At 44.5% G+C, this 26,818-nt stretch carries 29 protein-coding genes; 17 read left to right on the top strand and 12 right to left on the bottom strand.

What is annotated here, in order from left to right:
• Positions 1-112: 112 nt before the first annotated feature.
• The 10 genes from proB to pgpA all read left to right on the top strand — a co-directional run bounded on the left by proB (position 113) and on the right by pgpA (position 8,751).
• Entirely contained in the window at positions 113-1,216 is a 1,104-nt protein-coding gene (proB, locus tag OCU28_RS08615) for a glutamate 5-kinase (RefSeq protein ID WP_261815803.1), read from the top strand.
• 12 nt (positions 1,217-1,228) lie between these two features.
• Complete coding sequence (locus OCU28_RS08610; RefSeq protein WP_261815802.1) at positions 1,229-2,479, top strand: glutamate-5-semialdehyde dehydrogenase; 1,251 nt, start codon at positions 1,229-1,231, stop codon at positions 2,477-2,479.
• A 301-nt stretch (positions 2,480-2,780) separates the two neighbouring features.
• Complete coding sequence (nrdR, locus tag OCU28_RS08605) at positions 2,781-3,230, top strand: transcriptional regulator NrdR (RefSeq protein ID WP_261815801.1); 450 nt, start codon at positions 2,781-2,783, stop codon at positions 3,228-3,230.
• A 3-nt stretch (positions 3,231-3,233) separates the two neighbouring features.
• Positions 3,234-4,319: a bifunctional diaminohydroxyphosphoribosylaminopyrimidine deaminase/5-amino-6-(5-phosphoribosylamino)uracil reductase RibD gene (gene ribD, locus OCU28_RS08600; RefSeq protein ID WP_261815800.1), complete on the top strand. Its 1,086-nt coding sequence runs from the start codon at positions 3,234-3,236 to the stop codon at positions 4,317-4,319.
• A 23-nt stretch (positions 4,320-4,342) separates the two neighbouring features.
• Positions 4,343-4,996 carry a riboflavin synthase gene (locus OCU28_RS08595; RefSeq protein WP_261815799.1) on the top strand — a complete coding sequence of 218 codons (654 nt, stop codon included), beginning with the start codon at positions 4,343-4,345 and terminating at the stop codon, positions 4,994-4,996.
• 28 nt (positions 4,997-5,024) lie between these two features.
• Positions 5,025-6,134 (top strand): bifunctional 3,4-dihydroxy-2-butanone-4-phosphate synthase/GTP cyclohydrolase II, encoded by a 1,110-nt coding sequence (gene ribBA / locus OCU28_RS08590; protein ID WP_261815798.1) that lies wholly within the window; start codon positions 5,025-5,027, stop codon positions 6,132-6,134.
• A 128-nt stretch (positions 6,135-6,262) separates the two neighbouring features.
• The gene (gene ribH / locus OCU28_RS08585; RefSeq protein ID WP_261815797.1) at positions 6,263-6,733 is read left to right on the top strand and encodes a 6,7-dimethyl-8-ribityllumazine synthase; all 471 of its coding nucleotides are present in this window, start codon (positions 6,263-6,265) and stop codon (positions 6,731-6,733) included.
• Positions 6,733-7,203: a transcription antitermination factor NusB gene (gene nusB / locus OCU28_RS08580; RefSeq protein WP_261815796.1), complete on the top strand. Its 471-nt coding sequence runs from the start codon at positions 6,733-6,735 to the stop codon at positions 7,201-7,203. Before ribH ends, nusB begins: the two co-directional genes overlap by 1 nt.
• A gap of 69 nt (positions 7,204-7,272) precedes the next feature.
• Positions 7,273-8,244: a thiamine-phosphate kinase gene (thiL, locus tag OCU28_RS08575; protein WP_261815795.1), complete on the top strand. Its 972-nt coding sequence runs from the start codon at positions 7,273-7,275 to the stop codon at positions 8,242-8,244.
• Between the two features lie 3 nt (positions 8,245-8,247).
• Positions 8,248-8,751, top strand: a complete 504-nt coding sequence (gene pgpA / locus OCU28_RS08570; RefSeq protein WP_261815794.1) for a phosphatidylglycerophosphatase A — start codon at positions 8,248-8,250, stop codon at positions 8,749-8,751.
• A gap of 76 nt (positions 8,752-8,827) precedes the next feature.
• Here pgpA and dxs read toward each other — a convergent pair whose 3' ends face one another.
• Genes dxs through xseB form a run of 3 tightly spaced genes read right to left on the bottom strand, consistent with a single transcriptional unit; the run spans position 8,828 to position 11,851 of the window.
• Entirely contained in the window at positions 8,828-10,696 is a 1,869-nt protein-coding gene (gene dxs / locus OCU28_RS08565; RefSeq protein ID WP_261815793.1) for a 1-deoxy-D-xylulose-5-phosphate synthase, read from the bottom strand.
• A gap of 20 nt (positions 10,697-10,716) precedes the next feature.
• Positions 10,717-11,610: a (2E,6E)-farnesyl diphosphate synthase gene (ispA, locus tag OCU28_RS08560; RefSeq protein ID WP_261815792.1), complete on the bottom strand. Its 894-nt coding sequence runs from the start codon at positions 11,608-11,610 to the stop codon at positions 10,717-10,719.
• Positions 11,597-11,851: an exodeoxyribonuclease VII small subunit gene (gene xseB / locus OCU28_RS08555; protein WP_261815791.1), complete on the bottom strand. Its 255-nt coding sequence runs from the start codon at positions 11,849-11,851 to the stop codon at positions 11,597-11,599. Before xseB ends, ispA begins: the two co-directional genes overlap by 14 nt.
• A 267-nt stretch (positions 11,852-12,118) precedes the next feature.
• On the opposite strand from xseB, the gene thiI reads away from it, so the two are divergent.
• The 3 genes from thiI to rlmM all read left to right on the top strand — a co-directional run bounded on the left by thiI (position 12,119) and on the right by rlmM (position 15,924).
• Positions 12,119-13,567: a tRNA uracil 4-sulfurtransferase ThiI gene (gene thiI / locus OCU28_RS08550; protein WP_261815790.1), complete on the top strand. Its 1,449-nt coding sequence runs from the start codon at positions 12,119-12,121 to the stop codon at positions 13,565-13,567.
• A gap of 335 nt (positions 13,568-13,902) precedes the next feature.
• The gene (locus OCU28_RS08545) at positions 13,903-14,814 is read left to right on the top strand and encodes a transcriptional regulator GcvA (RefSeq protein WP_261815789.1); all 912 of its coding nucleotides are present in this window, start codon (positions 13,903-13,905) and stop codon (positions 14,812-14,814) included.
• 24 nt (positions 14,815-14,838) lie between these two features.
• The gene (rlmM, locus tag OCU28_RS08540; protein WP_261815788.1) at positions 14,839-15,924 is read left to right on the top strand and encodes a 23S rRNA (cytidine(2498)-2'-O)-methyltransferase RlmM; all 1,086 of its coding nucleotides are present in this window, start codon (positions 14,839-14,841) and stop codon (positions 15,922-15,924) included.
• Positions 15,925-16,014: 90 nt separating this feature from the next.
• Here the strand turns inward: rlmM and xni are convergent, their stop codons facing one another.
• The 4 genes from xni to queF all read right to left on the bottom strand — a co-directional run bounded on the left by xni (position 16,015) and on the right by queF (position 21,550).
• Entirely contained in the window at positions 16,015-16,785 is a 771-nt protein-coding gene (gene xni, locus OCU28_RS08535; RefSeq protein WP_261815787.1) for a flap endonuclease Xni, read from the bottom strand.
• A 113-nt stretch (positions 16,786-16,898) separates the two neighbouring features.
• Positions 16,899-18,257: a nucleotide 5'-monophosphate nucleosidase PpnN gene (gene ppnN, locus OCU28_RS08530; RefSeq protein ID WP_261815786.1), complete on the bottom strand. Its 1,359-nt coding sequence runs from the start codon at positions 18,255-18,257 to the stop codon at positions 16,899-16,901.
• 171 nt (positions 18,258-18,428) lie between these two features.
• The gene (locus OCU28_RS08525) at positions 18,429-20,645 is read right to left on the bottom strand and encodes a tetratricopeptide repeat protein (protein WP_261815785.1); all 2,217 of its coding nucleotides are present in this window, start codon (positions 20,643-20,645) and stop codon (positions 18,429-18,431) included.
• Positions 20,646-20,707: 62 nt separating this feature from the next.
• Complete coding sequence (gene queF / locus OCU28_RS08520; protein WP_261815784.1) at positions 20,708-21,550, bottom strand: NADPH-dependent 7-cyano-7-deazaguanine reductase QueF; 843 nt, start codon at positions 21,548-21,550, stop codon at positions 20,708-20,710.
• Positions 21,551-21,705: 155 nt separating this feature from the next.
• On the opposite strand from queF, the gene syd reads away from it, so the two are divergent.
• Entirely contained in the window at positions 21,706-22,251 is a 546-nt protein-coding gene (syd, locus tag OCU28_RS08515; RefSeq protein ID WP_261815783.1) for a SecY-interacting protein, read from the top strand.
• Positions 22,252-22,253: 2 nt separating this feature from the next.
• Positions 22,254-23,036 carry a Zn-ribbon-containing protein gene (locus OCU28_RS08510; protein ID WP_261815782.1) on the top strand — a complete coding sequence of 261 codons (783 nt, stop codon included), beginning with the start codon at positions 22,254-22,256 and terminating at the stop codon, positions 23,034-23,036.
• 23 nt (positions 23,037-23,059) lie between these two features.
• Here the strand turns inward: OCU28_RS08510 and OCU28_RS08505 are convergent, their stop codons facing one another.
• From OCU28_RS08505 to OCU28_RS08490, 4 genes are read right to left on the bottom strand one after another with little or no spacing between them, the layout of a single operon-like run.
• A complete protein-coding gene (locus OCU28_RS08505; protein WP_261815781.1) occupies positions 23,060-23,506 on the bottom strand; it encodes a YaiI/YqxD family protein in 447 nt (148 codons plus the stop codon).
• Positions 23,503-23,787 (bottom strand): hypothetical protein, encoded by a 285-nt coding sequence (locus tag OCU28_RS08500; protein WP_261815780.1) that lies wholly within the window; start codon positions 23,785-23,787, stop codon positions 23,503-23,505. The genes OCU28_RS08505 and OCU28_RS08500 overlap by 4 nt, the downstream gene beginning before the upstream one ends.
• 60 nt (positions 23,788-23,847) lie before the next feature.
• On the bottom strand, positions 23,848-24,144 hold the full coding sequence (locus OCU28_RS08495; protein ID WP_261815779.1) for a DUF3301 domain-containing protein: 297 nt from the start codon (positions 24,142-24,144) through the stop codon (positions 23,848-23,850).
• Positions 24,145-25,188 (bottom strand): DUF3549 family protein, encoded by a 1,044-nt coding sequence (locus tag OCU28_RS08490; RefSeq protein ID WP_261815778.1) that lies wholly within the window; start codon positions 25,186-25,188, stop codon positions 24,145-24,147.
• 78 nt (positions 25,189-25,266) lie between these two features.
• Here OCU28_RS08490 and OCU28_RS08485 point away from each other — a divergent pair, with 78 nt between their 5' ends.
• Together OCU28_RS08485 and truC are read left to right on the top strand one after the other, a co-directional pair.
• Positions 25,267-25,587 (top strand): YqcC family protein, encoded by a 321-nt coding sequence (locus OCU28_RS08485; RefSeq protein WP_261815777.1) that lies wholly within the window; start codon positions 25,267-25,269, stop codon positions 25,585-25,587.
• Positions 25,581-26,333, top strand: coding sequence for a tRNA pseudouridine(65) synthase TruC (truC, locus tag OCU28_RS08480; RefSeq protein WP_261815776.1), 753 nt, complete (start codon positions 25,581-25,583; stop codon positions 26,331-26,333). The genes OCU28_RS08485 and truC overlap by 7 nt, the downstream gene beginning before the upstream one ends.
• A gap of 67 nt (positions 26,334-26,400) precedes the next feature.
• Here truC and OCU28_RS08475 read toward each other — a convergent pair whose 3' ends face one another.
• Complete coding sequence (locus OCU28_RS08475; protein ID WP_261815775.1) at positions 26,401-26,784, bottom strand: DUF3461 family protein; 384 nt, start codon at positions 26,782-26,784, stop codon at positions 26,401-26,403.
• Positions 26,785-26,818: the final 34 nt, after the last annotated feature.

Genomic DNA, 26,818 nt, shown 5'->3' with positions numbered 1-26,818 from the left:
TCGAATACTACTACTTTAAGGCGCCATTGTGCGCCTTTTTGTTTTTTTGCTTGAGAAACGGTGCTCGGCTTGTTAAAACAGATATCTATTCGAATTAGAACAATACGGACCCATGCAATCGAAAACAGTGGTGGTTAAGCTTGGCACGAGTGTGCTAACGGGGGGCTCACAGGAGCTAAATAGAGCTCACATGGTAGAATTGGTTCGCCAATGTGCGCAATTAATTCAACAAGGTCATCGCCTTGTTTTAGTCTCATCAGGTGCAATCGCGGCAGGACGTGAGCATTTAGGTCACCCCGAACTCCCCACATCAATGGCAACCAAACAGTTACTGGCAGCGGTTGGCCAATCACGTTTGATTCAAGTATGGGAATCGCTGTTTTCTATCTACGGCATCAAGATTGGTCAGATGCTTTTGACTCGTGCTGATCTCGAAAATAGAGAGCGTTTTTTAAATGCTCGCGATACCATCAATGCATTGGTTAGCTACGGTATTGTCCCGGTAGTGAATGAAAATGACGCAGTAGCAACCACCGAGATTAAGGTAGGAGATAACGATAATCTTTCTGCCTTGGTGGGTATTTTATGTAGTGCCGATAAACTTATTTTGCTAACCGATCAGCCTGGGTTGTTTACTGCCGATCCTCGCTCAAACCCAGATGCGGAGCTGATTCGTGAGGTTACAACTATCGATAAAACCTTGCGAAAAATAGCTGGCGGAAGTGGCACAGCCTTAGGTACAGGCGGTATGGCGACTAAATTACAGGCAGCGGATATTGCACGTCGAGCTGGTATCGAAGTGGTGATTGCGGCAGGTAGTGCAGCTGATGTTATTCAAACATGCACCTCAGACACTCCGGCAGGCACACGTTTCTTGCCACTTCCAGAAGCACTAGAAAATAGAAAGCGCTGGATCTTAGCAGGCCCTGCGGCGACGGGGGCGATCACCGTAGATCAAGGGGCAATTGATGCACTACAAATGAAGGGCAGTAGTTTACTAGCCAAAGGCGTTGTTGGGGTTAAAGGCCAATTTGAGCGCGGTGATGTCGTTCGAGTGGTGAATAGTGATGGCGATACTATCGCCAAAGGGTTGATTCATTACTCGAGTGCTGATATGCAACAAATTCAGGGTATGCACAGCAATGAAATAGGGCAAGTGCTGGGCCATGATTACGGTTCAGAGGTTATTCATCGCGATGATCTCGTGGTTATTTAAACGGAGATAAAAGTGGATTTAATAAAACTAGGGCAGCAGGCAAAACAAGCCTCATTTACTCTTGCAACCACAGATACAGCAACCAAAAATAAAGCTCTAGCGCTGATGGCCGATGAGCTAGAGAAGCAAGCTGATATTATCTTAAAGGCCAATGCGTTAGATATTAATGCAGCGCGTGAATCAGGCATGGGAGAGGCATTGTTAGATCGCTTAATGCTCAATACAGAGCGCTTAAAGGCGATTGCAGATGATGTGCGCAATGTAATTAACCTTGATGACCCTGTAGGTAGCGAGCTTGATAGTCGAATCTTAGACAATGGCTTATCTCTATCTCGCCGCCGAGTGCCACTAGGCGTCGTCGGTGTGATCTATGAGGCGCGTCCTAATGTCACTATCGACATTGCTTCGTTATGCCTAAAAACGGGTAATGCCAGCATCTTGCGTGGTGGTCGAGAAACATTCCATTCAAACATGGCGTTGGTTGAGGTTATTCAAACCGCACTCTCTTTAGCTGGGCTACCAGGTGCTGCGGTGCAATACATTGACAAACCGGATCGCGAATTGGTGTCTAAATTACTTAAATTAGATGACTATGTGGATATGATTATTCCTCGCGGAGGTGCGGGATTGCACAAAATGTGTAAAGAGAACAGTACCATCCCTGTGATCATCGGTGGCTTTGGTATTTCACACATATTTGTTGACGAGAGTGCTGACCTAGAAAAATCCGTATTGTTGATTGAGAATGCCAAAATGCAGCGCCCTTCAGCGTGCAACGCATTGGACTCGCTGTTGGTTCATAGGGCGATTGCCCAGTCATTTCTAGATAAACTGATTGCAAGACTCACCGATAGGGTTGAGTTTGTGGCAGACCAAAGTGCAACCGATTTTGTTAATCAAGCACCCAAAGTACGCGAGGCGGTAGCCGGAGATTTTGATACTGAATGGTTAGCGTATATCTTAGGAGTTAAAGTTGTTGATGATGTTGATGAAGCGATTACGCATATGCGTAAGCACAATGCCAGTCACTCAGATTCGATTCTAACCAACGATCTGCGCAATGCTGAGAAGTTTATCAATGCCGCAGGTTCGGCGGCGGTATATGTGAATGCTTCAACTCGCTTTACCGATGGCGCTCAGTTTGGTCTTGGGGCTGAGGTTGCGGTATCGACGCAGAAGTTACATGCTCGCGGCCCAATGGGGCTTGAAGAGTTGACCAGTTATAAGTGGGTAGGCAAAGGCGACTACCTGTCACGTATGTAATTTAAAACGCTTAAAACTGAAATAATCCGAGGGCTCTATCACAGAGCCCTTTTTAATATGCGATAGTGTGCTTTTGAATTGTCGAATAGTGCCCATAAATCCGTTACAATTTATGATCTATTGACTTAAGGTTAGATGAAAGTTTAACCACTAAAGGTCTTAGTTAATTTCTCCCTTGAGTGGGTATTTTGAAGAGATACCGAATATCAGCGGGAAATATGCAGGTTTAACAGCAATAAACCTAACATATTGAGGTTGGTAAGAAATGCTCATGTGTATTCGATTTATTTAGGGAGCAGGTATGCATTGCCCATTTTGTTCTGAAAACGAAACTAAAGTTATTGATTCTCGACTTGTCGCTGACGGTCATCAAGTTCGCCGCAGGCGTCAATGCCTTGCATGTAATGAGCGTTTTACGACCTTTGAAACGGCGGAATTAGTCATGCCGAAGGTGATAAAATCTAATGGTAATCGCGAACCGTTCAATGAAGATAAGATGGCAAATGGCTTACTTAGAGCATTAGAGAAGCGTCCTGTAAGTGCAGATGCTATTGAGCTGTCTATTAGTGTAATCAAATCTAGTATTCGAGCTACGGGTGAGCGAGAAGTGCCTAGTGATATGATAGGAAACTTGGTTATGGAGCAGCTCAAAGATCTTGATAAAGTTGCTTATATCCGTTTTGCCTCGGTTTATCGTAGTTTTGAGGATATCCGTGAGTTTGGTGAAGAAATCGCCAAGCTTGAGGATTAACCGATGCCGTTTTCCGTGTTTGATCACCAAATGATGGCGCGTGCAATAACCTTAGCAGAAAAAGGTAAATTTACTACGCACCCAAATCCTAATGTAGGCTGTGTCATCGTTCAGGAAGATCAAGTCGTTGGTGAAGGGTTTCATATTAAAGCTGGTGGTCCTCATGCAGAGGTGCACGCATTAAATCAAGCTCAGGCTTTGGCGCAAGGTGCGACCGTTTATGTCACCCTTGAGCCCTGCTCGCATTATGGAAGAACGCCGCCATGTGCCCAAGCCTTAGTTGAAGCAAAGGTGGCACGGGTGGTATGTGCTATGCAAGACCCAAACCCTCAGGTTGGTGGACGCGGTTTTAATTTATTGCGTGATGCAGGTATTGAGGTCGAGGTGGGGTTGCTTGAGCAAGATGCAGAAAGAATTAATAAACCTTTCCTTAAAAAAATGCGCAGCAATATGCCGTATGTACAACTTAAGCTTGCGGCAAGCTTAGATGGAAAAACAGCACTAGCCAACGGCAAAAGCAAATGGATCACAGGTCCTGCTGCTCGGGCTGATGTGCAGCGTTATAGAGCCCAAGCCGGAGCGATACTTTCTACCTCTCGCACGGTAATTGACGATGACGCTTCACTCAATGTTCGCGCTGACGAATTACCTGCCTCAGTGATGTCCAAATATCCAACTAAAGATATACGTCAGCCATTACGGGTTATTTTAGACCGTAGAGGACAGCTAGAGGAGAGCCTCAAGCTATTCACTGGTAAGGGTGGAGAGTTGATGATAATTGCTGAAGATACGATGGTTGGCGTTGGTGAGCAGGAAATAGATTTACCACAGCTACTTGCAAATCTAGCAAAAGAGCACAATATCAATCACTTATGGGTTGAGGCTGGGGCAACCTTAGCCGCGTCTATGATAGAACAAAAACTCGTTGATGAATTGGTTTTATATTTGGCACCGAAACTGATGGGGGCGGATGCTCGTGGATTAGTGAATCTATTTGGATTACAAGAAATGAGTGAAGCTGTTGACCTCAAGATTGCTGAAGTAACGCCAATTGGCGAAGATATAAAGATTGTTGCGCATCTGTCGTAACGCTATTTTAGTTAGGATAATTTATGTTTACCGGTATCGTTGAAGCGGTTGGCAGTATTGCCAATATTGTCTCTAACGGAGAGGATATCTCTATCACTGTCCATAGCGGCACCTTAGATATGTCTGATGTTAAGTTAGGGGACTCCATTGCGACCAACGGTATTTGTTTAACCGTTGTCGCCTTTGACTCAAGTTCGTTTAGCGCAGATTTATCTGTTGAAACCCTCAATAAGACAGGGTTTCGAAACTATCAGGTTGGCGACAGAGTCAATCTCGAAAAAGCAATGCTACCGACGACACGCTTTGGTGGTCATATCGTCTCAGGTCACGTTGATGGTGTAGGTACTATCGTTGAGCGCATTCCCGTTGGTCGAGCGGTCGAGTACTGGGTTGAGATGCCACAAGATATTGAGCGATACGTCGCACAAAAAGGATCAATAACAGTTGATGGCATTAGCCTAACGGTAAATGATCTAAGAAAACAAGGCTTTAAATTAACAATAGTGCCCCATACAACGCAGCAAACTATCATTGATGAATTTGAGGTTGGGCGTCAAGTCAACCTAGAGGTTGATGTATTAGCTCGCTATATGGAGCGCCTACTTGGGGTAGAAGAGCAAGATTCACAGGGCTCGTCTATTACTATGGAATTTTTACAACAGAACGGCTTTGCTTAAGCAAGGCTGTTATTGCTAGGAACCTGACATGTCAATTAGCTCACCACAAGAAATTATTGAAGATATCCGCCTAGGTAAAATGGTTATCCTGATGGATGATGAAGACCGTGAAAATGAGGGCGATCTCATTATGGCGGCAGAGCATATTACTCCTGAATCAATTAACTTTATGGCAACCTATGGCCGCGGCCTAATCTGCTTAACCATGACAGGCGAGCGTTGTGAACGCTTAGGTTTGCCGCCTATGGTACAAGATAACAATGCTCAATTTACTACCGCGTTTACTGTCTCAATTGAGGCTGCTGAAGGGGTGACCACCGGCATTTCTGCTGCGGATAGAGCGGTAACCGTTCAGGCGGCAGTAGCTAAGGATGCAAGAGCGGCTGATCTGGTTCAACCGGGACACATCTTCCCATTAGCTGCGCAAGATGGCGGGGTGTTAACTCGCGCTGGGCATACTGAGGCCGGTTGTGATTTGGCGCGCCTTGCTGGGCTAGAACCAGCATCAGTTATTGTCGAAATCCTTAACGACGATGGCACTATGGCTCGCCGCCCTGACCTTGAGTTATTTGCTAAAAAGCATGGGGTGAAGCTGGGTACTATTGCGGATCTTATTGAATATAGAAACAATACTGAAACCACAATTGAGCGCGTGGCTGAGTGCAAACTCCCTACTGAATTTGGTGAGTTTGATATGGTGACCTATCGCGATACGATAGATAAACAATTGCACTATGCGTTGCGTAAAGGTGAGGTATCGGAAGAGGCGTGCTTAGTGCGCGTTCACCTGCAAGACACCTTTACTGATTTGCTTCGCTCTAACCGCGACGCAGACCGCAGCTGGTCGCTAGATAAGGCGATGCAACGCATTAACGATGAAGGTGGCGTATTAGTTGTTTTGGGCAACGAAGAAGGCTCGGAGCAGTTGATCCATAAGCTGAATGCGTTTGAATTACAAGACAAAGGCGAAGCGCCAACCATGGCTAAGAAGCAAGGCACCTCACGTCGTGTCGGTGTCGGTTCACAGATCTTAGCAGATATGGGGGTGAGTAAGATGCGCCTGATGTCATCAAGTGATAAGCGTTACCACTCATTGTCAGGCTTTGGTCTTGATGTTGTTGAGTACGTTTGCGAATAAATACACAAGAGCTATATGAGCTCTTAATCATGTTAACTTGAGAATTCGGTAAATGATATTAGATTCTGATCACAGATTTGTGCTAGAATCCCGCGATTCTCGCTTACGAGATAGTTGAAGGTAATTTTATGAAAGTAATCGAAGGTGGATTCCCTGCGCCAAACGCAAAAATTGCAATTGTAATTTCGCGTTTTAATAGCTTTATTAATGAAAGCCTATTGTCTGGTGCTATCGACACTTTGAAACGCCATGGACAGGTAACTGAAGAAAATATTACTGTAGTACGTTGCCCAGGAGCTGTAGAGCTACCACTAGTGGCACAACGTGTTGCGCGTACCAATAAATATGATGCTATTGTATCTTTAGGTACTGTTATTCGTGGTGGAACACCACACTTCGACTATGTTTGTAGTGAGTGTAATAAAGGTCTAGCGCAGGTTTCTTTGGAACACAGTCTTCCAGTAGCCTTTGGCGTTTTGACCGTAGACACTATTGATCAAGCTATTGAGCGTGCTGGTACCAAGGCGGGTAACAAGGGTGCAGAGGCTGCACTAAGCGCGCTAGAGATGATCAACGTTCTTTCTGAAATCGATTCCTAATGGGGGCCAGTGTGAAACCAGCCGCACGTCGTAATGCACGTCAATTTGCTCTACAAGCGATCTACTCTTGGCAAATTACTAAAGAAAATATCGCTACTGTAGAAGAACAGTTTTTGTCTGGTGGCAAGTATGATGAAGAAGAGCATCATGCAGAAGAGCCAGCGCTTAATGAACAAGAGACAGACGTTGCCTATTTCCGTGACTTGTTGACAGGTGTAGCACTGACTCATCAAGAGCTTGATAGTAAGCTTCGTCCATTCCTTTCTCGTCCAATGCAAGATTTGGATATGATGGAGTTGGCTCTGCTACGCTTAGCTGTATATGAAATGACTCGTCGTCAAGATGTACCGCATAAAGTCGTTATTAATGAAGCCATCGAGCTTGCGAAAGTATTTGCAGCTGAAGATAGCTACAAGTTTGTGAACGGCGTATTAGATAAAGCAGCGCCGCATCTTCGTAAGAAGAAGTAATACAACTTGATATTTAATTGGAAGGTCAGCTTATGCTGACCTTTTTTACATGTAGAGTTAGGGGGAAAGGTGGCCAGCGAGTTTGATCTTATAGACAACTACTTTTGTGGTCAGCAATCACATCGAGATGATGTCATATTGGCACAAGGAGATGATTGCGCCATCGTAAGCTGTAATCCAGATCAGCAAATAGTGATTAGTACAGACACAGTTGTTGTGGGGACCCACTTTTTGGCTGACGCCCCTCCTGCTTGGGTTGCGCACAAAGCTTTAGCTTCAAACTTAAGTGATCTTGCCGCTATGGGGGCAAAACCTGCATGGGTCTCAATGGCTATAACCCTACCGCATCAAGATCTTGCTTGGCTTAAAGCCTTTTGTGATAGCTTTTTCTCCTTGGCTAATCAACACAATTTACAGCTTATCGGTGGGGATACAACTAAAGGCCCTCTTGCGGTTAGTTTGACCATACAAGGTATAGTGCCGCGAGGTAGCGCTCTATTGCGCAGTGGAGCAAAAGACGGAGATATTATCTGCGTAACCGGCAACCTTGGTGATAGCCATGCCGGTCTTGAGGTTATCCTTGATACAAGTAAGCGTCACCTGCCTCATGCCCCGGAGCTTGAGCGTCGCCACTTTGTTTCCATCTCAAGGGTTGCATTGGCGCAACAGCTAAGGGGCATCGCATCCAGTTGTATCGATATTTCTGATGGTCTAGTATCGGATATTAGGCACATCATGAAGCGCTCTGGGGTCGGAGCTAGCATAGATGTTATGGCACTCCCTGTTTCTAATGAGTTAAGCGCATTCTCATCGTGTGCTGAGAGTGAATATGCAGCGCCTTGGCAGTATGCTCTATGCAGCGGTGAAGAGTATGAACTGTGCTTTACAGTTGCCCCGGATCTGCTAGAGTCTGTACAGTCATTATCCAACGAAATCAAAGCTATAGGTCGCGTTAACAGCTCGCAAGAGCTGCACTTACATCGCGGCGGTGAGCGACTAGATTATACTAGTCAAGGCTTTGATCATTTTAGAGAATCTTAATCAATGAGTAATCCTCTCGATAAAATCGCACTAAGTAACCCTTGGCATCTGTTAGCAACCGGTTTTGGTAGCGGTTTATCACCGATCATCCCCGGCACTATGGGTACGCTAGCTTCTATCCCATTTTATTTGATACTGGTTCAGTTACCTTTACCTGCATACCTATTGGCGGTAGTGATTAGCTGCATTGTTGGGATTAAGATCTGCGATATTACGGCTCAGGATATGGGGGTTCACGACCATGGCTCAATTGTATGGGATGAGTTCGCCGGCTTTTGGATCACGATGAGTATCGTGCCCTTGCTAGGATTGGCAACGAATGACTGGAAGTGGGTTGTGGCTGGCTTTGTATTATTTCGTGCCTTCGATATGATCAAGCCGTGGCCTATTAGTTATCTAGATAAGCATGTAGATGGCGGCTTCGGTATTATGATTGACGATATTCTTGCCGGTGTTATGGCGGCAATTTCGCTGGTTGTGTTAGGTAAGGCTTTAGGCTGGTTCTAATTTTTATCTCCCCCTTTGGTGCTAAGTTTGGGTGCTTAGAACCAAAGGGGGAGTGTTCATTTAGCTATTTATCTATCTATCGATCTAGATACTCTTGTATCTGACGCACAATGCCCTGCGCATCTAAGCCCAGTTCAACATGCATCTCTTGTTGAGTACCTTGTGCTACAAAGCGATCAGGTAGACCAAGAGTGAGTACTGGCTTAATTACCTTATTGTGCATTAGAAACTCAACCACACCACTTCCTGCACCGCCAGCGACCACGTTCTCTTCGATAGTTACCAACACATCGTGAGTGTGAGCGAGCTCGAGTATTAACTCTTGGTCTAAAGGCTTCACAAAGCGCATATCAGCAACGGTAGCATCGAGTTGCTCTGCTGCCTGTAATGCATTATCTAAGAAAGTACCAAAGCTTAAAATGGCTACCTTGTTTGCACCTTGACGAACCTTACGACCCTTACCTATTTCAAGGGCGGTAAAGGCTTGCTGGATATCAGCACCTCGACCACTACCTCTAGGGTAGCGAACAGCTGAAGGACCTTGATGTTGATGGCCGGTATATAGCATCTGACGACATTCGTCTTCATCACTTGGTGCCATAATAACCATGTTCGGGATGCAACGCATAAAGCTAAGATCGAACGCACCTTGGTGGGTTTGACCATCGGCACCGACTAAACCTGCGCGGTCGATAGCAAACATTACGGGTTGATTCATGATTGCAACATCGTGGATCAGTTGATCGTATCCACGCTGCAAGAAGGTGGAATAGATGGCGACGATAGGCTTGTTGCCAGAGATTGCTAGGCCAGTTGCCAGTGTTACAGCATGCTGCTCTGCAATAGCGACATCAAAATATTGCTGTGGATACTGTTTCGAAAACTCAACCATACCAGAGCCTTCACGCATGGCAGGGGTGATTGCCATTAGTTTCGGGTCGATAGCGGCCATATCACACAGGAAATCCCCAAAAACCTTAGAAAAGGTGGGCTTGCCGCCTTTGCTTTTTGGAAGAGATGTGCCGGCAGGGTCAAACTTGGGAACGCCATGATAACCGATAGGATCGCGCTCTGCAGGTTCATAACCTTTGCCTTTCTTGGTCATGATATGCAGGAACTGTGGACCTTTCAGGTTACGCATATTCTTAAGGGTCTTAACCAATTCTAATACATCATGCCCATCAATAGGGCCGATGTAGTTAAAGCCCAGTTCTTCAAACATGGTACCAGGTACAACCATACCTTTAAGGTGTTCTTCAGTTCGTTTAGCGAGCTCTTTGATTGGAGGAAGGCCCGACAAGACCTTCTTACTGCCTTCACGTAGGGTTGTGTAAAGATTGCCGGATAACACCTGAGCAAGGTGGTTGTTGAGCGCGCCTACGTTTTCTGATATCGACATCTCATTATCATTGAGAATAACTAGCATATCTGTGTTGACGTCTCCAGCATGGTTCATGGCTTCAAATGCCATCCCTGCTGTAATAGCACCATCACCAATAACGCTGACTACTTTACGATCTTGACCTTCTTTTTCTGCGCCAATAGCGATACCTAATGCCGCGCTTATCGAGGTCGATGAGTGACCTACTGAAAGTACGTCATATTCACTCTCATCACGCCATGGAAATGGATGAAGGCCATCTTTTTGGCGAATCGTCGGTAATTGATCGCGGCGCCCAGTTAAAATCTTATGAGGATATGCTTGGTGGCCCACATCCCAAATGAGCTGGTCAAAAGGGGTGTTATATACATAGTGTAGAGCGACAGTAAGCTCTATTGTGCCAAGGCCTGATGCTAGATGTCCACTGGACTGACTAACACTATTTAATAAGTAAGTGCGCAGCTCATCGCATAACGTCGGTAGTGTCTGCTTGGGCAGATCTCGAAGTTCATCAGGCGTATTGGCTAATGCCAATGTAGGGTATTTTGAGATATTAAGAGTCATATTCATTCGCACTGATAAGGTTAATTTTTTCGTTCAACAACATAACTGGCAAACTGTTCAAGTATTTGAGTATCAAATGGGATCTCATTAAGCGCTTGTATAGCTTGGTTAAAAAGCTCATTTGCGGTTTGCTGAGCTTGCTCTAAACCTAACAGTGATGGGTAGGTTGATTTATTTAATGCTAGGTCTGACCCTTGTGGCTTACCTAAGGTCTGAGTATCACCCGTTATATCTAAGATGTCGTCTTGAACCTGAAATGCTAAGCCAATTTTTTCAGCATAGTTATTAAGGTTAGGCAGATACTGTATTCCTAACTCTCCGGCTGCTAGAGCACCCAATTGCACCGCTGCTTTAATTAGAGCACCAGTTTTGTTGCGATGGATCAATTGTAATTCATCTAGCTCTATTTGCTTGTTTTCTGCCGATAAATCCAGAGATTGCCCAAGGCACATGCCCGCTGCACCTGAGGCTTTGGCTAGGCTTTGTATCATATGTATACGCTGTGATTCAGCATTTGGTGCAAGTTTACCTTCACACAAAATAGTAAATGCTAAGGTTTGTAATGCATCACCAGCAAGAATGGCAGTTGCTTCATCAAACTTAATATGACAGGTCGGTTGACCACGACGCAGTTCATCGTTATCCATTGCTGGTAGGTCATCGTGAATCAAAGAGTAGGCATGGACGCATTCAATAGCGCTAGCAGGGCTGTCTAAGTGCTGCAACTCAACATTAAATATAGAGCCTGTAGCATAGACTAAAAATGGTCGCGCGCGCTTACCGCCCAACAGCAATCCGTAACGCATTGCTTGGGTTAGGTTATCTTGCTGGACAGGCAGGGTATCTAACCAATCACTTAGTTGTTGGCTATTTCGCTGCTGGTATGAAGAGAGCAGTTGCTTAAAATGGTTCATCGCCAATTTCTGGATTAAAGTCTATAGGAGCAGAGTCTGCTTGGTTTTCCATTAAAATAGAGACGCGTTGTTCGGCTTGGTCTAATTTGGTTTGGCCAGCGCGCGCCAGCGATATTCCACGTTCAAAGCCTTTTAATGCGGCATCGAGGTCAAGATCGCCTTGTTCGAGTTGATTCACAATCGTGTCGAGCTCATTTAAGGACTCCTCGAAACTCATATTCTCAGGTTTTTTAGCTGCCATATAGACTCTTCTCTTCGCTATGATCTGAGAAAGGTAACTCAGTGAAGGGACAGGGTCAATTTTAGTGACTGAATTTCCTGCAATAACTCTAAAATTATCGCTTTAAGTGGTAAAAAAGTAATCATATTTAGCAAAGGAATATGTATAAGCTTGGTGGTGAACTCTGTATCTTGCTCTCACATAGGTATATAATTCTTCGCCCTTAGAAACAGGTCTTGGGTTTAAGCTAGACTCAAGTGATTTACAGCGTAATAAGTGAAGTTACCTATGAAGTTTATCGTTAAGCCGCATCCAGAAATTTTTGTAAAAAGTGAATCCGTTCGCAAGCGCTTTACGCGCATCTTGGAGTGTAATCTAAGGATTATCATCCAGCGTCGCACAGAATCGGTAGCTGTTTACAATCGTAGAGACCATATTGAAGTTGCAGCTAATAGTCATCAATACTATCAAGAAGTGTTGGAGATCTTAACGCAAAGCCCGGGTATTCACCATGTTCTAGAAGTTAAGCAATCTGACTTCTCTGACATGCATGACATCTTTGAGCAGGTTCTAGAGCTAAACCGTGAGCGTATTGTCGATAAAACCTTTGTTGTTCGCGCCAAGCGCCGCGGTAAGCATGATTTTAGCTCGATTGACCTTGAGCGCTATGTGGGTGGTGGTCTTAACCAAGCCGTTGAAAGTGCAAAGGTTAAGCTCAAGAATCCTGACGTTTCGATTAATGTAGAGGTCGCTCAAGATAAGCTAAACCAAGTACTGGCTCGTCATAAAGGGCTAGGTGGTTTTCCGCTGGGTACTCAAGAAGATGTGCTTAGCCTTATTTCTGGTGGCTTTGATTCTGGCGTTTCTAGTTACCTACACATTAAACGCGGCTCTAAGACCCATTACTGCTTTTTCAATCTAGGCGGTCCAGCGCATGAGATTGGCGTAAAGCAGGTTGCACACTACCTATGGAATAAATTTGGCTCTTCGGCCAAGGTGAAGTTTATCGCAGTGGATTTTGAGCCTGTGGTGGCGGAGATCCTTGAGAACGTAGAAGACGGTCAGATGGGGGTTGTGCTTAAGCGTATGTTTATGCGCGCTGGTGGTATGATAGCTGAACGATTCGGTATCCAAGCTTTGGTTACGGGAGAGGCGCTAGGGCAGGTTTCAAGTCAGACATTGACTAACCTTCGTCATATTGATGGTGTAACAGAAAGCCTAATTCTACGCCCACTTATTAACTGGGATAAAGAAGATATTATCGACCTTTCCCGCGTTATCGGCACCGAAGATTTTGCCAAGGTCATGCCAGAGTATTGTGGTGTGATCTCGCGTAAGCCAACGGTAAAAGCGGTGAAGGCTAAGCTTGAGACTGAAGAGCAGAACTTTGATTTTTCTGTGCTAGAGAAGGTTGTGAGCGAAGCACGTATTATGGATATACGTGATATTGAGAAAGAGAGCCAACAACAAGCGCCAGAAGTAGAACAAGTGACGGCGATTGAAGATGAGGCGTTGATTCTTGATATTCGCAGTCCAGATGAAGAAGACGAAAATCCATTGCAGATCGACGATGTTGAGGTTAAACATCTGCCATTCTACAAATTAGCAACCCAGTTTGGCGATCTTGATCAGAGCAAAACATACTTATTGTATTGTGATCGTGGCGTGATGAGTCGTCTGCAGGCGCTTTATCTGCAAGAGCAAGGCTTTAATAACGTTAAGGTCTACCGCCCTTAATCGTGTCTAATGCTTAGAAGCTGTAAAGCGCATCAAATGGTGCGCTTTTTTATTATTTCTTTATACATAAAAAAACACCGCTCATAAGAGCGGTGTAAAATGACAGACAAGTTCATTAAATTGGAATTTTGCTTACTTGGAGTCGTAAGCGGGTGGTAGATACTACCTAGCTCAAAATGAGCCACAAACACAACATTACAATATGGCTCCATACCCGAGGGTATGCCGTTTAGAGCCGTATTGACTTGGTAGGGAATATAGATTTTATCTGGCTGTTCAACAACGGACAATTTATAATGTTTCGCATGAAAAAAACTAATGATAGATAACGGTGTATGTCGAGACGATTACCTCCATTGAATTCACTCAAGGTTTTTGAGGCAGCAGCAAGGCACCTGAGTTTTACTCGGGCTGCGGAAGAGCTGTTTGTCACGCAAGCGGCAGTCAGTCATCAAGTGAAGGCATTAGAAGAATTTTTGGCCTTGAAGCTATTCCGTAGACGCAACCGATCATTGTTGCTTACTGAGGAAGGGCAGAGCTATTTTTTAGATATTAAAGATATTTTTAGTTCACTCTCTGAAGCAACGGATAAGGTGCTTGAGCGCAGTGAAAAAGGCTCGTTGACCATTAGCTTACAGCCAAGTTTTGCGATTCAATGGCTGGTGCCGAGGTTGGCGGATTTTAACGCCCAAGAGCCCGATATAGATGTACGGATTAAAGCCGTCGATATGGATGATGGCTCGCTAGCCGATGATGTGGATGTAGCCATTTATTATGGTCGTGGTAATTGGGCTGGTGTGCGTGCCGATAAACTATACCAAGAGTATTTAATCCCCTTGTGTTCACCGAGCTTGCTTTCGGGGACTAAACCGTTAGAGTCCCTTAAGGATCTTTCTCGACATACCCTATTGCATGACACATCGCGTAAGGACTGGAAGCAGTTTGTACGTCAGCATGCAGTGGAAGGGGTAAATGTGAACCATGGCCCGATATTTAGCCATTCGACAATGGTTTTACAAGCGGCCGCTCACGGTCAAGGCATAGCCTTGGGAAATAACGTACTCGCTCAGCCTGAAATAGAAGCTGGACGATTGATAAGCCCATTTGAAGAAGTATTGGTAAGCAAGAATGCCTTTTATGTGGTGAGTGATGCCAAACAAGCGGAAATGGGAAGAATTGCTACCTTTAGAGATTGGATGCTGAATATTGCAGCCAAAGATGGCGCACCAGCTGTCTCTCAAGAGTAACTTAAATTTAAAACGAGGTAAGACTTGAAACAGGTTATTTTGTATTGCCGTGCAGGGTTTGAAAAAGACTGTGCTGCTGAAATCCAAGCGAAAGCGACTCGAATCGAGGTGTTTGGTTATCCAAAGACTAAGAGCAACAGCGGCTATGTTGTATTTGAATGCTACAGCGAAGGTGATGCGCAGCGACTAATTAAAGAGATTGATTTTCAGACGCTGATTTTTGCAAGGCAGATGTTTGCCGCAGCTACAGAGCTGAAGTCGCTACCAAGTGAAGACCGTATCTCACCTATTCTTGAAGCATTAGATACCGATAAGATGCCTACCTGTGGCGATATTCGTATTGAGACCCCAGATACCAATGAAGCGAAAGAGCTGCTTAAGTTTTGTCGTAAATTTACCGTGCCTTTGCGTCAAGCAATGCGTGGTAAAGGCTTACTATTTAAAAAAGAAAACTTCAAAAAACCGGTAATGCATGTCTGCTTTGTCGCTCCCGGTCATTGCTTTGTGGGGTATTCGGTTCCGGGTAATAACTCTCAATTCTTTATGGGGATCCCGCGCCTTAAATTCCCTTCTGATGCACCAAGCCGCTCAACCCTTAAGCTTGAAGAAGCGTTCCATGTCTTTATCCCTAAGAGTGAGTGGGAGACTCGTCTTGCTTCCGGAATGTGGGCTGTTGATCTCGGGGCTTGTCCCGGCGGTTGGACTTATCAGCTGGTTAAGCGCTCGATGTTTGTGCATGCCATAGATAACGGCATGATGGCACAAAGCCTTATGGATACCGGTCAGGTTAAGCACCACCAAGTTGATGGGTTTAAGTTTGAACCACCACGCAAAAACGTAACTTGGTTAGTATGTGACATGATTGAAAAGCCGTCGCGTGTTGCTCAGTTGATGGGAGAGTGGTTAATCCAAGGCTGGTGTAAAGAGGCTCTTTTCAACCTTAAGCTGCCGATGAAAGGTCGCTACGATGAAGTGGTTGATGATATTGAAAACCTTAAGATCTTCTTACGAGACAACGGTATCAAATACACACTTCAGGCTAAGCATTTATACCATGATCGCGAAGAAATCACGGTACATGTTCGCTCACATGCGAACCTTGGCTGGTAATTAAATCATTTATCATTACGAAAAAGCGAGCTTAGGCTCGCTTTTTGTTTTCTGGAATTTATTTTTTTAGTAGACCTAATGACACCGCTACTATGGCTTTTGCCAGCGAATATCTTGCAGGTTAAAGCCTAATTCAAGGTCCGTTTTAAGGCTAGACAGCTCTCTGCACAATAGAGCATGCTGCTCATTGCCGGTTATTTTTTTGCGATACTTCTCGGGGATGGATGAATCCTCGATAATTTGCTCTAGGGTAGCGCACTGCGTAAGAAGCTCTTTGGCAGCCTTGGGGCCTATTCCTGGGACGCCACTCAGTCCTGTACCATTTATTCCAGTCAGACCCCAGTAGTCCGCTAATTGCGAGACCTTTACGCCAAATTCTTTTTCAATAAAGGCTGCATCTAGCCATCGATGCTGGAAGTAGTCGCGAATCCTTAAGCTCGGAGAGAGCAACTGACAATAGCCTTTATCCGTGGATATGATAGTTACTTGCAGGTCTTGATTGGCAACCTTAACCGCGAGGGTTGCGACGAGATCATCGGCCTCGTCCCCTTCAGAAAGTAAGGAGTCTATACCTAACTCCCACCAAGCCTGTTGGATGCGGTCTAGCCCTTGAGCTAGTGGTTCTGGCATCGGTTTACGCCCTTGTTTGTATTGTGCAAACTTTTGCTCTCGCCAGCCCCGAGTCTCTAACATATGGTCAAATACCGCAATAATATGTGAGGGCTCGGTTTCATTAAGAATGCGATTTAGGGTGCGAGTTGAGGTATCTATAGTTCGCTGTATGTCTTCTGGGTTGGGCTGAGCTGAATGAATGCGTCGAATGAGGTTGAGTGCATCAATTATTACTAAGTGTATAGACATAGAGCGCTTATATAAGTAGAAGAAAAATGGGAGCCATAGCTCCCAAGTATACCTCACCTCAAAACAAGCCTAAATGGCGTAGTGACCAATTAATGGTATGAGGTGGGGGGCATTTAGTCGGTTTCGACCCGATAACACGGCGTATATTCTGAACCCGGAAGCTTCATGCGTTGCTGCTTCACAAAGTCACTTAGTAGCTTATCCATCTTACTCATTAATTCTTTGTCACCATCAATAATATATGGGCCATGTTTTTCTATCTCCAAGATGCCTTCAGCCTTGACGTTACCCGCCACCACACCAGAGAAGGCTCGACGTAGATTTGCCGCTAAGATCTCGGGTTTTTGCTGAAGGTGCAGATCCAAGTTACGCATATTCTCATGTGAGGGCTCAAATGGCATTTGGAATTCAGGTTCAATATGCAAGGACCAGTTATAGCTGTAGGCGTCTTCATTTTGTTTTCTATGCGCTTTAACCTGTGGCATAGAGTGCTTAATTGCTTTAGCCGCTTTGGCCGGATCGCCGATGACTATCTGGTAGTATTTCTGAGCCTCTTCGCCGAGTGTATCGCGGATGAAGTTATCGATAGAGGTAAAGTAGTCGGCACTTTCTTGTGGTCCAGTTAATACAATCGGCAGTGGTTGATCTTGATTCTTAGGGTGCATCATGATCCCGAGAATATACAGCAACTCTTCGGCTGTGCCCGGGCCGCCAGGGAAGATCACGATACCGTGTGCAATACGTACAAACGCCTCTAGACGCTTCTCGATATCGGGCATTATGATCAACTCATTAACGATGGGGTTTGGTGGCTCAGCTGCAATAATTGAGGGCTCAGTTAAGCCTATATATCGAGAGTGCTGATGACGCTGCTTAGCATGACCAATTGCTGCTCCCTTCATTGGGCCTTCCATCGCACCCGGTCCACAACCGGTACAGACATTCAATTCACGCAATCCAAGCTCATGGCCTACTTCTCGCGTATATTGGTACTCCGTAGGATTAATAGAGTGACCTCCCCAGCAGACGATAAGGTTTGGGTCGACCCCAGGAATCAATACTTTAGCATTGCGTAAAATACCAAATACTAGGTTGGTAATATGGGTAGAGTTGGTCAGGTTTAGGGTATTGTTTTGTGCCAGAGACATATGCACGAATACAATATCTCTCAATACTGCAAACAGGTGTTCTTGAATCCCTTTGATGATGGTGCCGTCTACAAAGGCATGCTCGGGGGCGTTTAACAGTTCAAGTTGAATACCACGTTCCCGTTGCAACACGTTGACATCAAACGATAGGTATTGCTCTAGCAGTTTTTTACTATCATCGGTATGACTACCCGAATTAAGTACCGCTAAGGTACAGTTTCGATATAGGTTGTAGATCTCACTAGAAGCGGTTTTTTTTAGGCGTTCAACTTCAAGTTGAGAGAGAAGATCCATGCTTCCTGCAGGGTTGATTGTTGTGATCATAACGGCTCCTTGGCTGCATTGGTAGGGCCCTGTTGGCTGAGCTACCTTGCTTATTATTTATGGTTATGATGAGTAAATGGATTAATTACCGTGGTAATAATCCATTTACTCAACCTAACCATAGAGCCTTAACAATCAAATGCAAAGCATTATTCTAATGAACTCAATGATTTAATTGTTTGCCTTGGGCAATGCATCAAGGGCGCTGGTAAGGTTTTTTTCCACACCACTGGTTTGTACCTTGATTAAGCCTTTTTTGATGGCGCTTAAGGTTGAGCTACGAATATTGTCTTGTGCAAAGCTGGCTGCGGGCGCCATCGGAATTGCGGTAAAGGATACCCATTGGCTGGTTTGCTCTAGCTTGGAAATCTTGGTTGCTATCTCAACCGATAATAGTAGTAAGTCAATCAGGTCTTCATCATTGATGGCAGTATAGGCCCGAGGAAGGAATGGATAATCTGCAAAGCTGACAACAAAGGTACGATTAATATCATAGTCATGATTAAACTCTTCAATCCATGACTGGAAGCGCTCAAATAGCACCTCGCTTTGTTGGCGTTTATCAGGATTGGGTTCGATGTATAAGAAGCTATGATCTGAAAAATGATATAAGCGAGCGCCGTCAGGTAGCTGTGATTGAATATGCTGGCCAAATTCTAACTCAGCAATACGTCCTTCTTTGTAGCCATACTTTAAATAGACCTCTTCAAGCATAGGAACGTCAATAAGGGCAAATTTCAGGCGGTCATTTAGCGGTTCATCGATAAGCTGACCAAATCGCCATTGCTCATAGTTTCGTCCGGTTCGTTCTAGTGAGTCCGGTAGGTTTCTAATGAGTAAACGCATGTTTCTTAGGCCGGATCTAGGGTGTGTGTATAGCTCCTGATTAAGTTCATTGATAACGCGAGTGCGATTACGAACGCCTTTTATATAGATAAATAATATTAGTAACAACAGGGCAGTCGTTATACTCAGGCCAAAACTGATACTTTTATAGGTATCGAATTCTGAGCTAAGGTCGGTAAGTTCGTCAACTTGGTCTTGATAATGTAATGATTGTTCCACTGAAGAAACTTGGTTCAAAAAAGCGCGATTGATTAGCTGGTTTTTCTTTTGAATGTCGATAGCAGTCAGGCGGTTAAACTCTTCAAGGTAACCTAATGAGTCTTCATTTTTATTTAATGACTTAGCGACGCCATGCAGTAGATCCAAGGCTTTTAACTGGATTTGACTATTGCCTTGTTTCTTAGCCTGAGCTAACGCTTCAATGGCCAGCTTTTCTGCTTGTTTCGGTTTATTTTGGAGGCTGTCTAATTTTGCTTTTATTAGGGTTGCGCGTACCTTCTGAGATGAGACATCAGAGTAATCTAATAACTCTGTTGCTCGGTTGAGGTAACGCTCAGAAAGGGTGTAGTTGACCAAGTTTAAATAGGTTTCGGACAGGCTTAATCTAAGGTCTATGATCTCTTCAAGGTCTTTCTCTGCGAGCTCTAGATCAAGTACATTAAAATAGTGAACCAAGGCTAGGTTATAGCGACCTTGAATAAAATAAACATCAGCGAGTTTACGTAGCACTTTGGCAAAAATAGGGGAGTGTTCATACTGACCATAGTAGCTGGCGGCTTGCGATAAATGCTCTTGTGCCTTGCTATACATTTGGCGAGCAATATAAAGGTCGGCTAATAGATTATTTGCCCTGGCTATCAATTGAGCGTTGTCTTGCTCTATTGCAAACCAATAACTCTGAATCAATTCACTCAGTGCAAGATTGAGGCGTTCACTTTTCAGGTGATATTCACCAATATCTAGGCTTAATTGTATGCTCTCTTTTGGATAATCTAATTTATCAGCTTTTTTTTGCGCTGCGGCAAATAACTCATCGGCTTGGGCGTTTTTCCCCTGTCCAGAAAGAATCTTGGCCTTGAGTAAATTGAGGTGCAGCTCTAAAAGCTCTCTTTGGTTATCTTCAATATTATAGGTTTTCAAGGCGTTAGTTATTTCTGCCAATGGCGCTTTAACTTTGCGTTCATCCTTGGTCATCAGCCACAGCAGCCGAGTCTTAATGATACGTGATTCGACGTCGCGAGCTTGCAAGCGATTGGTTTTAGAAATTGATATACTGCGGTCTATGCTAGACAAAGATGCGCGAAAATTACCTAGCATATAATCGGAGATGGCTATGGTTTGATAGGCATGCACCTGATTAGCGGCCTTGACTATAGGGGTTAGTTTTCCCTTGACCACACTCGATGAGTAGTCTCCATTCTCCATTTTTGGGGATAGGGTTGAGATATATGACTGCGCAATTTTTTTTGCTTGAACTGGCGCAACATCTGCCAGTTTGCGTGCATCCAAGAGCTCCTTGGCTAGATTGGAATCTGATGCCATAGCTGGCATAGCTAACAAGAGTATTAGAGCTATAAATAGGAGCCGTTGGAATACTGAATACATTACTGACGTGCCAGCCTTTGTGTATTAACGTTGACAGAAGAAGTACTTCGAACTGGATTGATATCAAGCCCTCCTCGGCGAGTATAGCGAGCGTAAACAGAAAGCGATGTAGGCTGACAATATCTCATGATATCGGTAAATATACGCTCAACACACTGCTCATGGAACTCATTGTGTTCACGAAACGAGACGATATAGCGAAGCAAGGCTTCTCTGTTTATTTGGTTGCCGGTATAACAAATCTCGACACTGCCCCAATCTGGCTGATTGGTAATTAAGCAATTTGATTTTAGAAGGTGGCTATGAAGTGTTTCTTCAACTATTTGAGATGAAATAGCATCCTTTAAATAGCCACTCTTAAATTCATAGTCATTAATAGTGATATTTTGCTCATCGATACACTCGCCTTGCATATCAACGATAGCTTGTTGATTAAATTCTTGTACCTTTTGCAGGTTAACGCTCACCTGACCACCGGCACATGCAGATAGGTCTTGTGCCAATTGGTGGCTAACCTCTTGCCAGTTGGAGAATCGAGTCTGATTGTAGCTATTGAGATAGAGCTTAAAGGATTTGGACTCTATGAGATTTGGGCTATCAGCAGGGATAGCTACGGTACCGACTGCAACCTGAGGTAAGCCGTTACTGTTTAACCAAGATAATTCATAAAGGGTCCAGATATCTTGCCCAACAAATGGCAACTCAGTACCTAAATTAAGGTCATCTCGGTTTAAGCTACGCGGTACCGCTTGTAGCAATGTTGCATCATATTGGGATGCATACTCGGTTTTTTGGCCTAGTGTTAGACCCGCTAGCTCTTTTGCGTCTGAATATTTGCTCATTTTGTTGTGCATTTTACAGTAGAATGTACAGAATTTTACCTAGTATACCCTAGTAACATCAAGTGGTGCTTTTCGCATCTTTGAATCATGGGTATAAATTTCAATTCTGGTCAACAGTTCTATCGATTGGACCAGCGGTAGTTACAGGAATCCTTATGTCGACACCTATAGCGTTAGCACTTGAGTGTATCAATTCAGAATATCAAACCGCTTATCAGCAACAGTATGGCACCCTGCCCAGTAGTGCGGACTTGGTTGGGGTAGCGTCGCCGTGTATCCAACAGTCACAAGATAATCAAGTTTTATGGCAAGCAGTGGTTCGTGAAGAGTTGGCTGATTTTAGCAACCTTGAACGTGGTATAGAGCTAACTTTGCACTCTGACATCAAGGCATTCTATGGCTCTCAGTATAGCGCTAATCTCACCGTGAGCTGGAACAAAAAGCCACTGACGTTGCTTCAGGTCTGGAGTGATGATGACTTTACTCTTTTGCAAGAAAACATCTTAGGGCATTTGGTGACTCAGCGCAGATTAAAACTAAAACCGACTGTATTCATTGCGGCAATTGATTCTGATATAGATGTTATTTCGATATGCAATATTTCTGGAGAGGTCATCTTAGAGCAGTTAGGTACGGACAAGCGTGAAGTGCTAAGTGACAATATAGAAAAATTCTTATCTGAACTGAAGGCTGAGGTTTAGATATGTTTGTTTGCGAGTTGATGTTTGAGTGCTTTGAAAACACCACCATTACTAAGGTAGAGGGCGCAATCAACGGCTTAATGGATGCATTACGCTTTAATGGTCAGGTTCTAGGGCGAGAGTTTCCTTTGGCTATGGATGACGCAACCTTTACTGTACGTGGTGTGTGTCCTGAAGAGCAGAGTTTACATCCGCGCAATCATTCGGACTTTGTTAATTTTTGCCTAAAAAGATTAAGTGAAGCGGGATTGCTGGCACCTAAAGTTAGGTTGTTAGGTCAAGACATCAACTCAGAGCATACCGCGCCACCGCAACAACCAAGCTGGCAGGTACTCTACACTACCTATGTTCATACCTGTTCCCCATTGCGCAGTGGGGATGATTTTATGCCAATCCCACTGTATCGAAACCCACCGACACTCAATGGCGACCATAAATCAGTGATCAAGTGGCAGAGCGAATGGCAAGCATGTGATGAGCTACAGATGGCGGGGGGATGTAAGGCTGAGCATGCGGCGCTGCGCGAATTGACCGATACCAACAGCGACTTATTTCGTCGGGGATGGAATATTCGAGGGCGTATTGAGTTTGTGACCAATATCCCGACTTATTATTATCTGTATCGTGTTGGCGGAGAGAGCCTTGCTGCTGAGAAACTAAGAAAATGCCCACGATGCGGTGGGGATTGGGCTGTTGAAGAGCCCATCCATGATATGTTTCACTTTAAGTGTGATGACTGCCGAATCGTGTCCAATATCTCTTGGGATCACCTTAAGAATCACTAGTTAATATAACGGTGTGAGTTTGTTTAGCGTGTCTTGGCTAGGATTCTATCTAGTGCGTTAGCAAATTCACGCCTATCGGTTTGTGATAATGCGCTTGGACCTGACGTTTGTACACCTGAGGTGCGCATGGTGTCCATAAAGTCGCGGATATTAAGCCTAGCCTTAATGTTTTGCTCGGTGAACTCTTCACCACGGCTACTTAATGCCTTGGCCTGTTTAGTTAGCACCTCATCGGCAAGTGGGATATCAGAGGTGATAACTAAATCACCAGCCTCGGCAAGCTCTACTATGACGTTATCTGCGACATCAAAGCCTTGATTTACCCTGAGTTGGCGAATGTTATTTCGTTGCGGCAAGGGGATAGGGTGATTCGCAACAAAGACACACTCGATTCCAGTGCGTTCAGAGGCGCGAATTAACACATCCCGGATAACTTTAGGGCAGGAGTCTGCATCGACAAGTATCTTCATTTTTGAGCCTGTTCTAGAGCCTCTAGGCGAGCAGTTAGCTGTTTTACTTGCTCTTCAAGGGCTGAAATTTTTTGATCCGTTGATAGGGTTGGTTCTGCCGCGACCTCTATCTTCGGTATACGTCTGCTACTTTTCCAGTTTTTAATCGCACTGATAAGAGCAGGCAGTGGCACAGCGGATGAAAGGCGTGCCTTTACTAGCGCCATACTTGGCTCTTTACCTTCTGCTTCCAGCGCTTGAAAGATCGAGTTGAGCTCTTGGGTTATTTCTTTTGTCAGCATTTTTTTAGCCTATCGGAATAATCTATTTATCCTAACCAAAAGGTGGATTTGAGTATATATCTACATGCGGTGAGCTTGGGTTTGAACATCCATAATCCGCATACCTTGCATGATTAATCGCCCTTGATAGCAATCATCACCTAAGGCTGAGAACTCAAAGGCAAACTCGGTATGTCGATACCAACGACCTTGATGGTCGCGCAACTTGTGTGCTCCAGATGAGATGCTCACCACCTGCAACTCCATTTTGTTGCAATAGCGTTCAATTGCCATTCGAGCGACTTCAGTTTGCTTTCGATGTTGCCAAAACAGGGCCAGTATAATAGCTAACCCTAAGATGAGAAGCAGATGATCCATCTAGTGCTTGCCCTTAGTTTGCGCTTGAAGAGTTAATAGCGCGTTGGCCAGCGCTTGTGATGGTGCTTGATGTAGCATGGGAAGAATGACGATGCGTAATTTCGGCAGTAATACTAAGTCAGCAAATAATTGATTGAACAGCTCTTGATTGTTGGTCTCAGCGAGTCGAATTAAGAATTGCTCAGCGATGGATTGTTGCTGCAGTGGTGTCCAACAACGTCCAGCAATAGCAATAAGTACCTCTTGGTGGCTAAATTGAGGCTCAGATAAGATAGCCGTTACAAGTGAATCGAGCTTATCGCTGCTATCCCCAGCCAGAGAGCGCACCAAAGCTGAGAGCAAGAATAGATCGCACTCTCCACTATTGAGCTCGGTGAGCGCTAAATCATGGATACGATTAGCCAGTGAAGGCGATATCTGTTGATGCTCTAAAGCACCTAATAATGCATATAAAGGCTGACTGGGTAGATGGTTTAGGCTTTTTTTGACCACTTGCTCGTTGTTGTCGATATGCAGTCGCGCACACATATCTGTAATGCCTTGCAGACCAACGGTCTGCCAATTGCTCCATCCTAGTTTTCCAGAAAAGTAATCCTGTGTATGGGCAAGGTATGCACTGGCTTCAAGGCCAAGCTGAGCTCGGATTTGGCTGTTAAATACCGCTAATTTATCTTCTTTGGGTTTAAAGGTGTACGGATTACTGGCTAGAGCTTGTTGCGTCTCTTCTGACAGTTCTTTTTGCAGCCTTGAGCCCATAGCTTCGAGAACGAACTTAATAAAGTTGCCAATGTCGGTCGGACTGAGCAAGCCGCGCTCATCGAGATCAAATTTAAGGAACCATATCCATGGTTGCTGCTGTTGATTCCAATATGAGATCGCCAGTTGGGCTTGGCGTTGGACAGGGTAAGGGTAAGGCTGTTGTCCTCGCTCTATACGAGCGAATTCTTGATTATCGATTTTTTCGATACGTCGACCAAGATCGTGGATGGTAAATTCACATCCGCTGTCGGCTAAAATTTGAGTAATAGTTGAAATATGTTCCATGGGGTATTGATACCTTGGCAAGTTCTACTTATAAAATGGTAACCTTGTCAGCAATTTCAAGAGCAAAAGAGAAATAGCGTGAGCAAACAGGCCATTAAGCTCAAAAAATTGCTACTACAGCTTACTGAGCGATTACAAAATGCACAACTTTGGGATGTCGAGCCACCCTCAACAAGTGCATTGAGCAGTCAGCAACCCTTTGCAGTCGATACGCTCAAACCGCAACAATGGTTACAGTGGGTCTTTATCCCACGAATGCAACAGATAATAGCGGATGCTCAACCTATCCCAAGTGGTTTTTCGTTAACACCCTACTTTGAAGAGGTGTGGAAACAGGAGTTAGATATGACCGCTATCATTGAAATCATCCAATCTATAGACGAGGCATGTTCATGTTAGAGATTATTTATCAAGATCAGTATTTTGTGGCCGTGAATAAACCGGCCGGAATGCTGGTGCATCGCTCTTGGTTAGATAAACATGAAACCCAGTTTGTAATGCAAACCCTAAGGGATCAAATAGGGCAGCATGTCTTCCCTTTACATCGATTAGATAGACCCACTTCAGGGGTGCTAATGTTCGCACTCTCTAGCGAGTACGCCTCAAAGATGATGCCTATGTTTGCCGAACATAAGCTAACTAAGACCTATCACGCTATCGTGCGAGGTTGGATTGAGCAAGGGGATAGGCTTGACTATGCGCTTAAGGTTGAACTAGATAAGGTTGCGGATAAGTTTGCTAATCAGGAAAAAGAGGCGCAATCGGCTATTACCGACTATAAGCCATTAGCAAAGGTGGAACTGCCTCTTTCTACTGGGCGATTTCCAACCTCACGTTATTGCCTTATGGAGTTGTCGCCGTTAACTGGACGCAAGCATCAATTACGTCGCCATATGAAGCACTTAAGACACCCTATTGTCGGGGATACCACCCATGGTGACGGTAAGCATAATCGCCTGTTTCGCGACAATTTTGCCAGTGAAAGACTGATGTTACATGCCTCTAGGTTGGAGTTTGAACATCCATTTACTGGGATGCAGATGGTGTTAGAGGCAAAATTTGACGAGACATGGAAAGCACATATACAGCGCTTTGAATGGCAAGGTGTATTCCTAGATGGGGATGCTGAACCGCTTGACTATTAAGGGCTGCGGCTCTGTAGCTGAAAAAATGAATCGATATTATTTATCGATTCATTTTGTACCAAGGTGATTACTTGAGCTTAGCGAGGTCAGCTTCAATCTCTGCAATTTTACTTGAGACGACCTTCTCAAGGTGGCGTAGATCAGAAAGAATCTTTTGTTTCGGATCAAGGGTTTGAATCTGTGCCGGTTTAGTGATGAGATTTAGCTCATCAATGACCAACGTAAGATTACGATTTATCTCGCTAATTTCTCTATATTGATGACTTCCACCGTCAACCAAAACATTTTTCTTCTGTCTTGGATATTTGAACTTCACGCTCTTGGCGAAAAGCTCACCTTTTTGTTTTCTAAAGTAGATCTTGAGTACGTCTTTGTGCGCTTCTTGACGAACAGAATAGCGCTCAATTTGATCAGGCTCATGGATTCCAAGGCCAGTCAGGTGTGGATACATAGGTACCTCAAAAGTTAGCGTTTGTTGAGTTAAG

Origin of the sequence: Vibrio gallicus (genome assembly GCF_024346875.1) — a bacterium.
GTDB classification, from domain to species: domain Bacteria; phylum Pseudomonadota; class Gammaproteobacteria; order Enterobacterales; family Vibrionaceae; genus Vibrio; species Vibrio gallicus.
The sequence above is the reverse complement of the archived record's forward strand: the minus strand, read 5'-3'. Positions and strand labels throughout refer to the sequence as shown.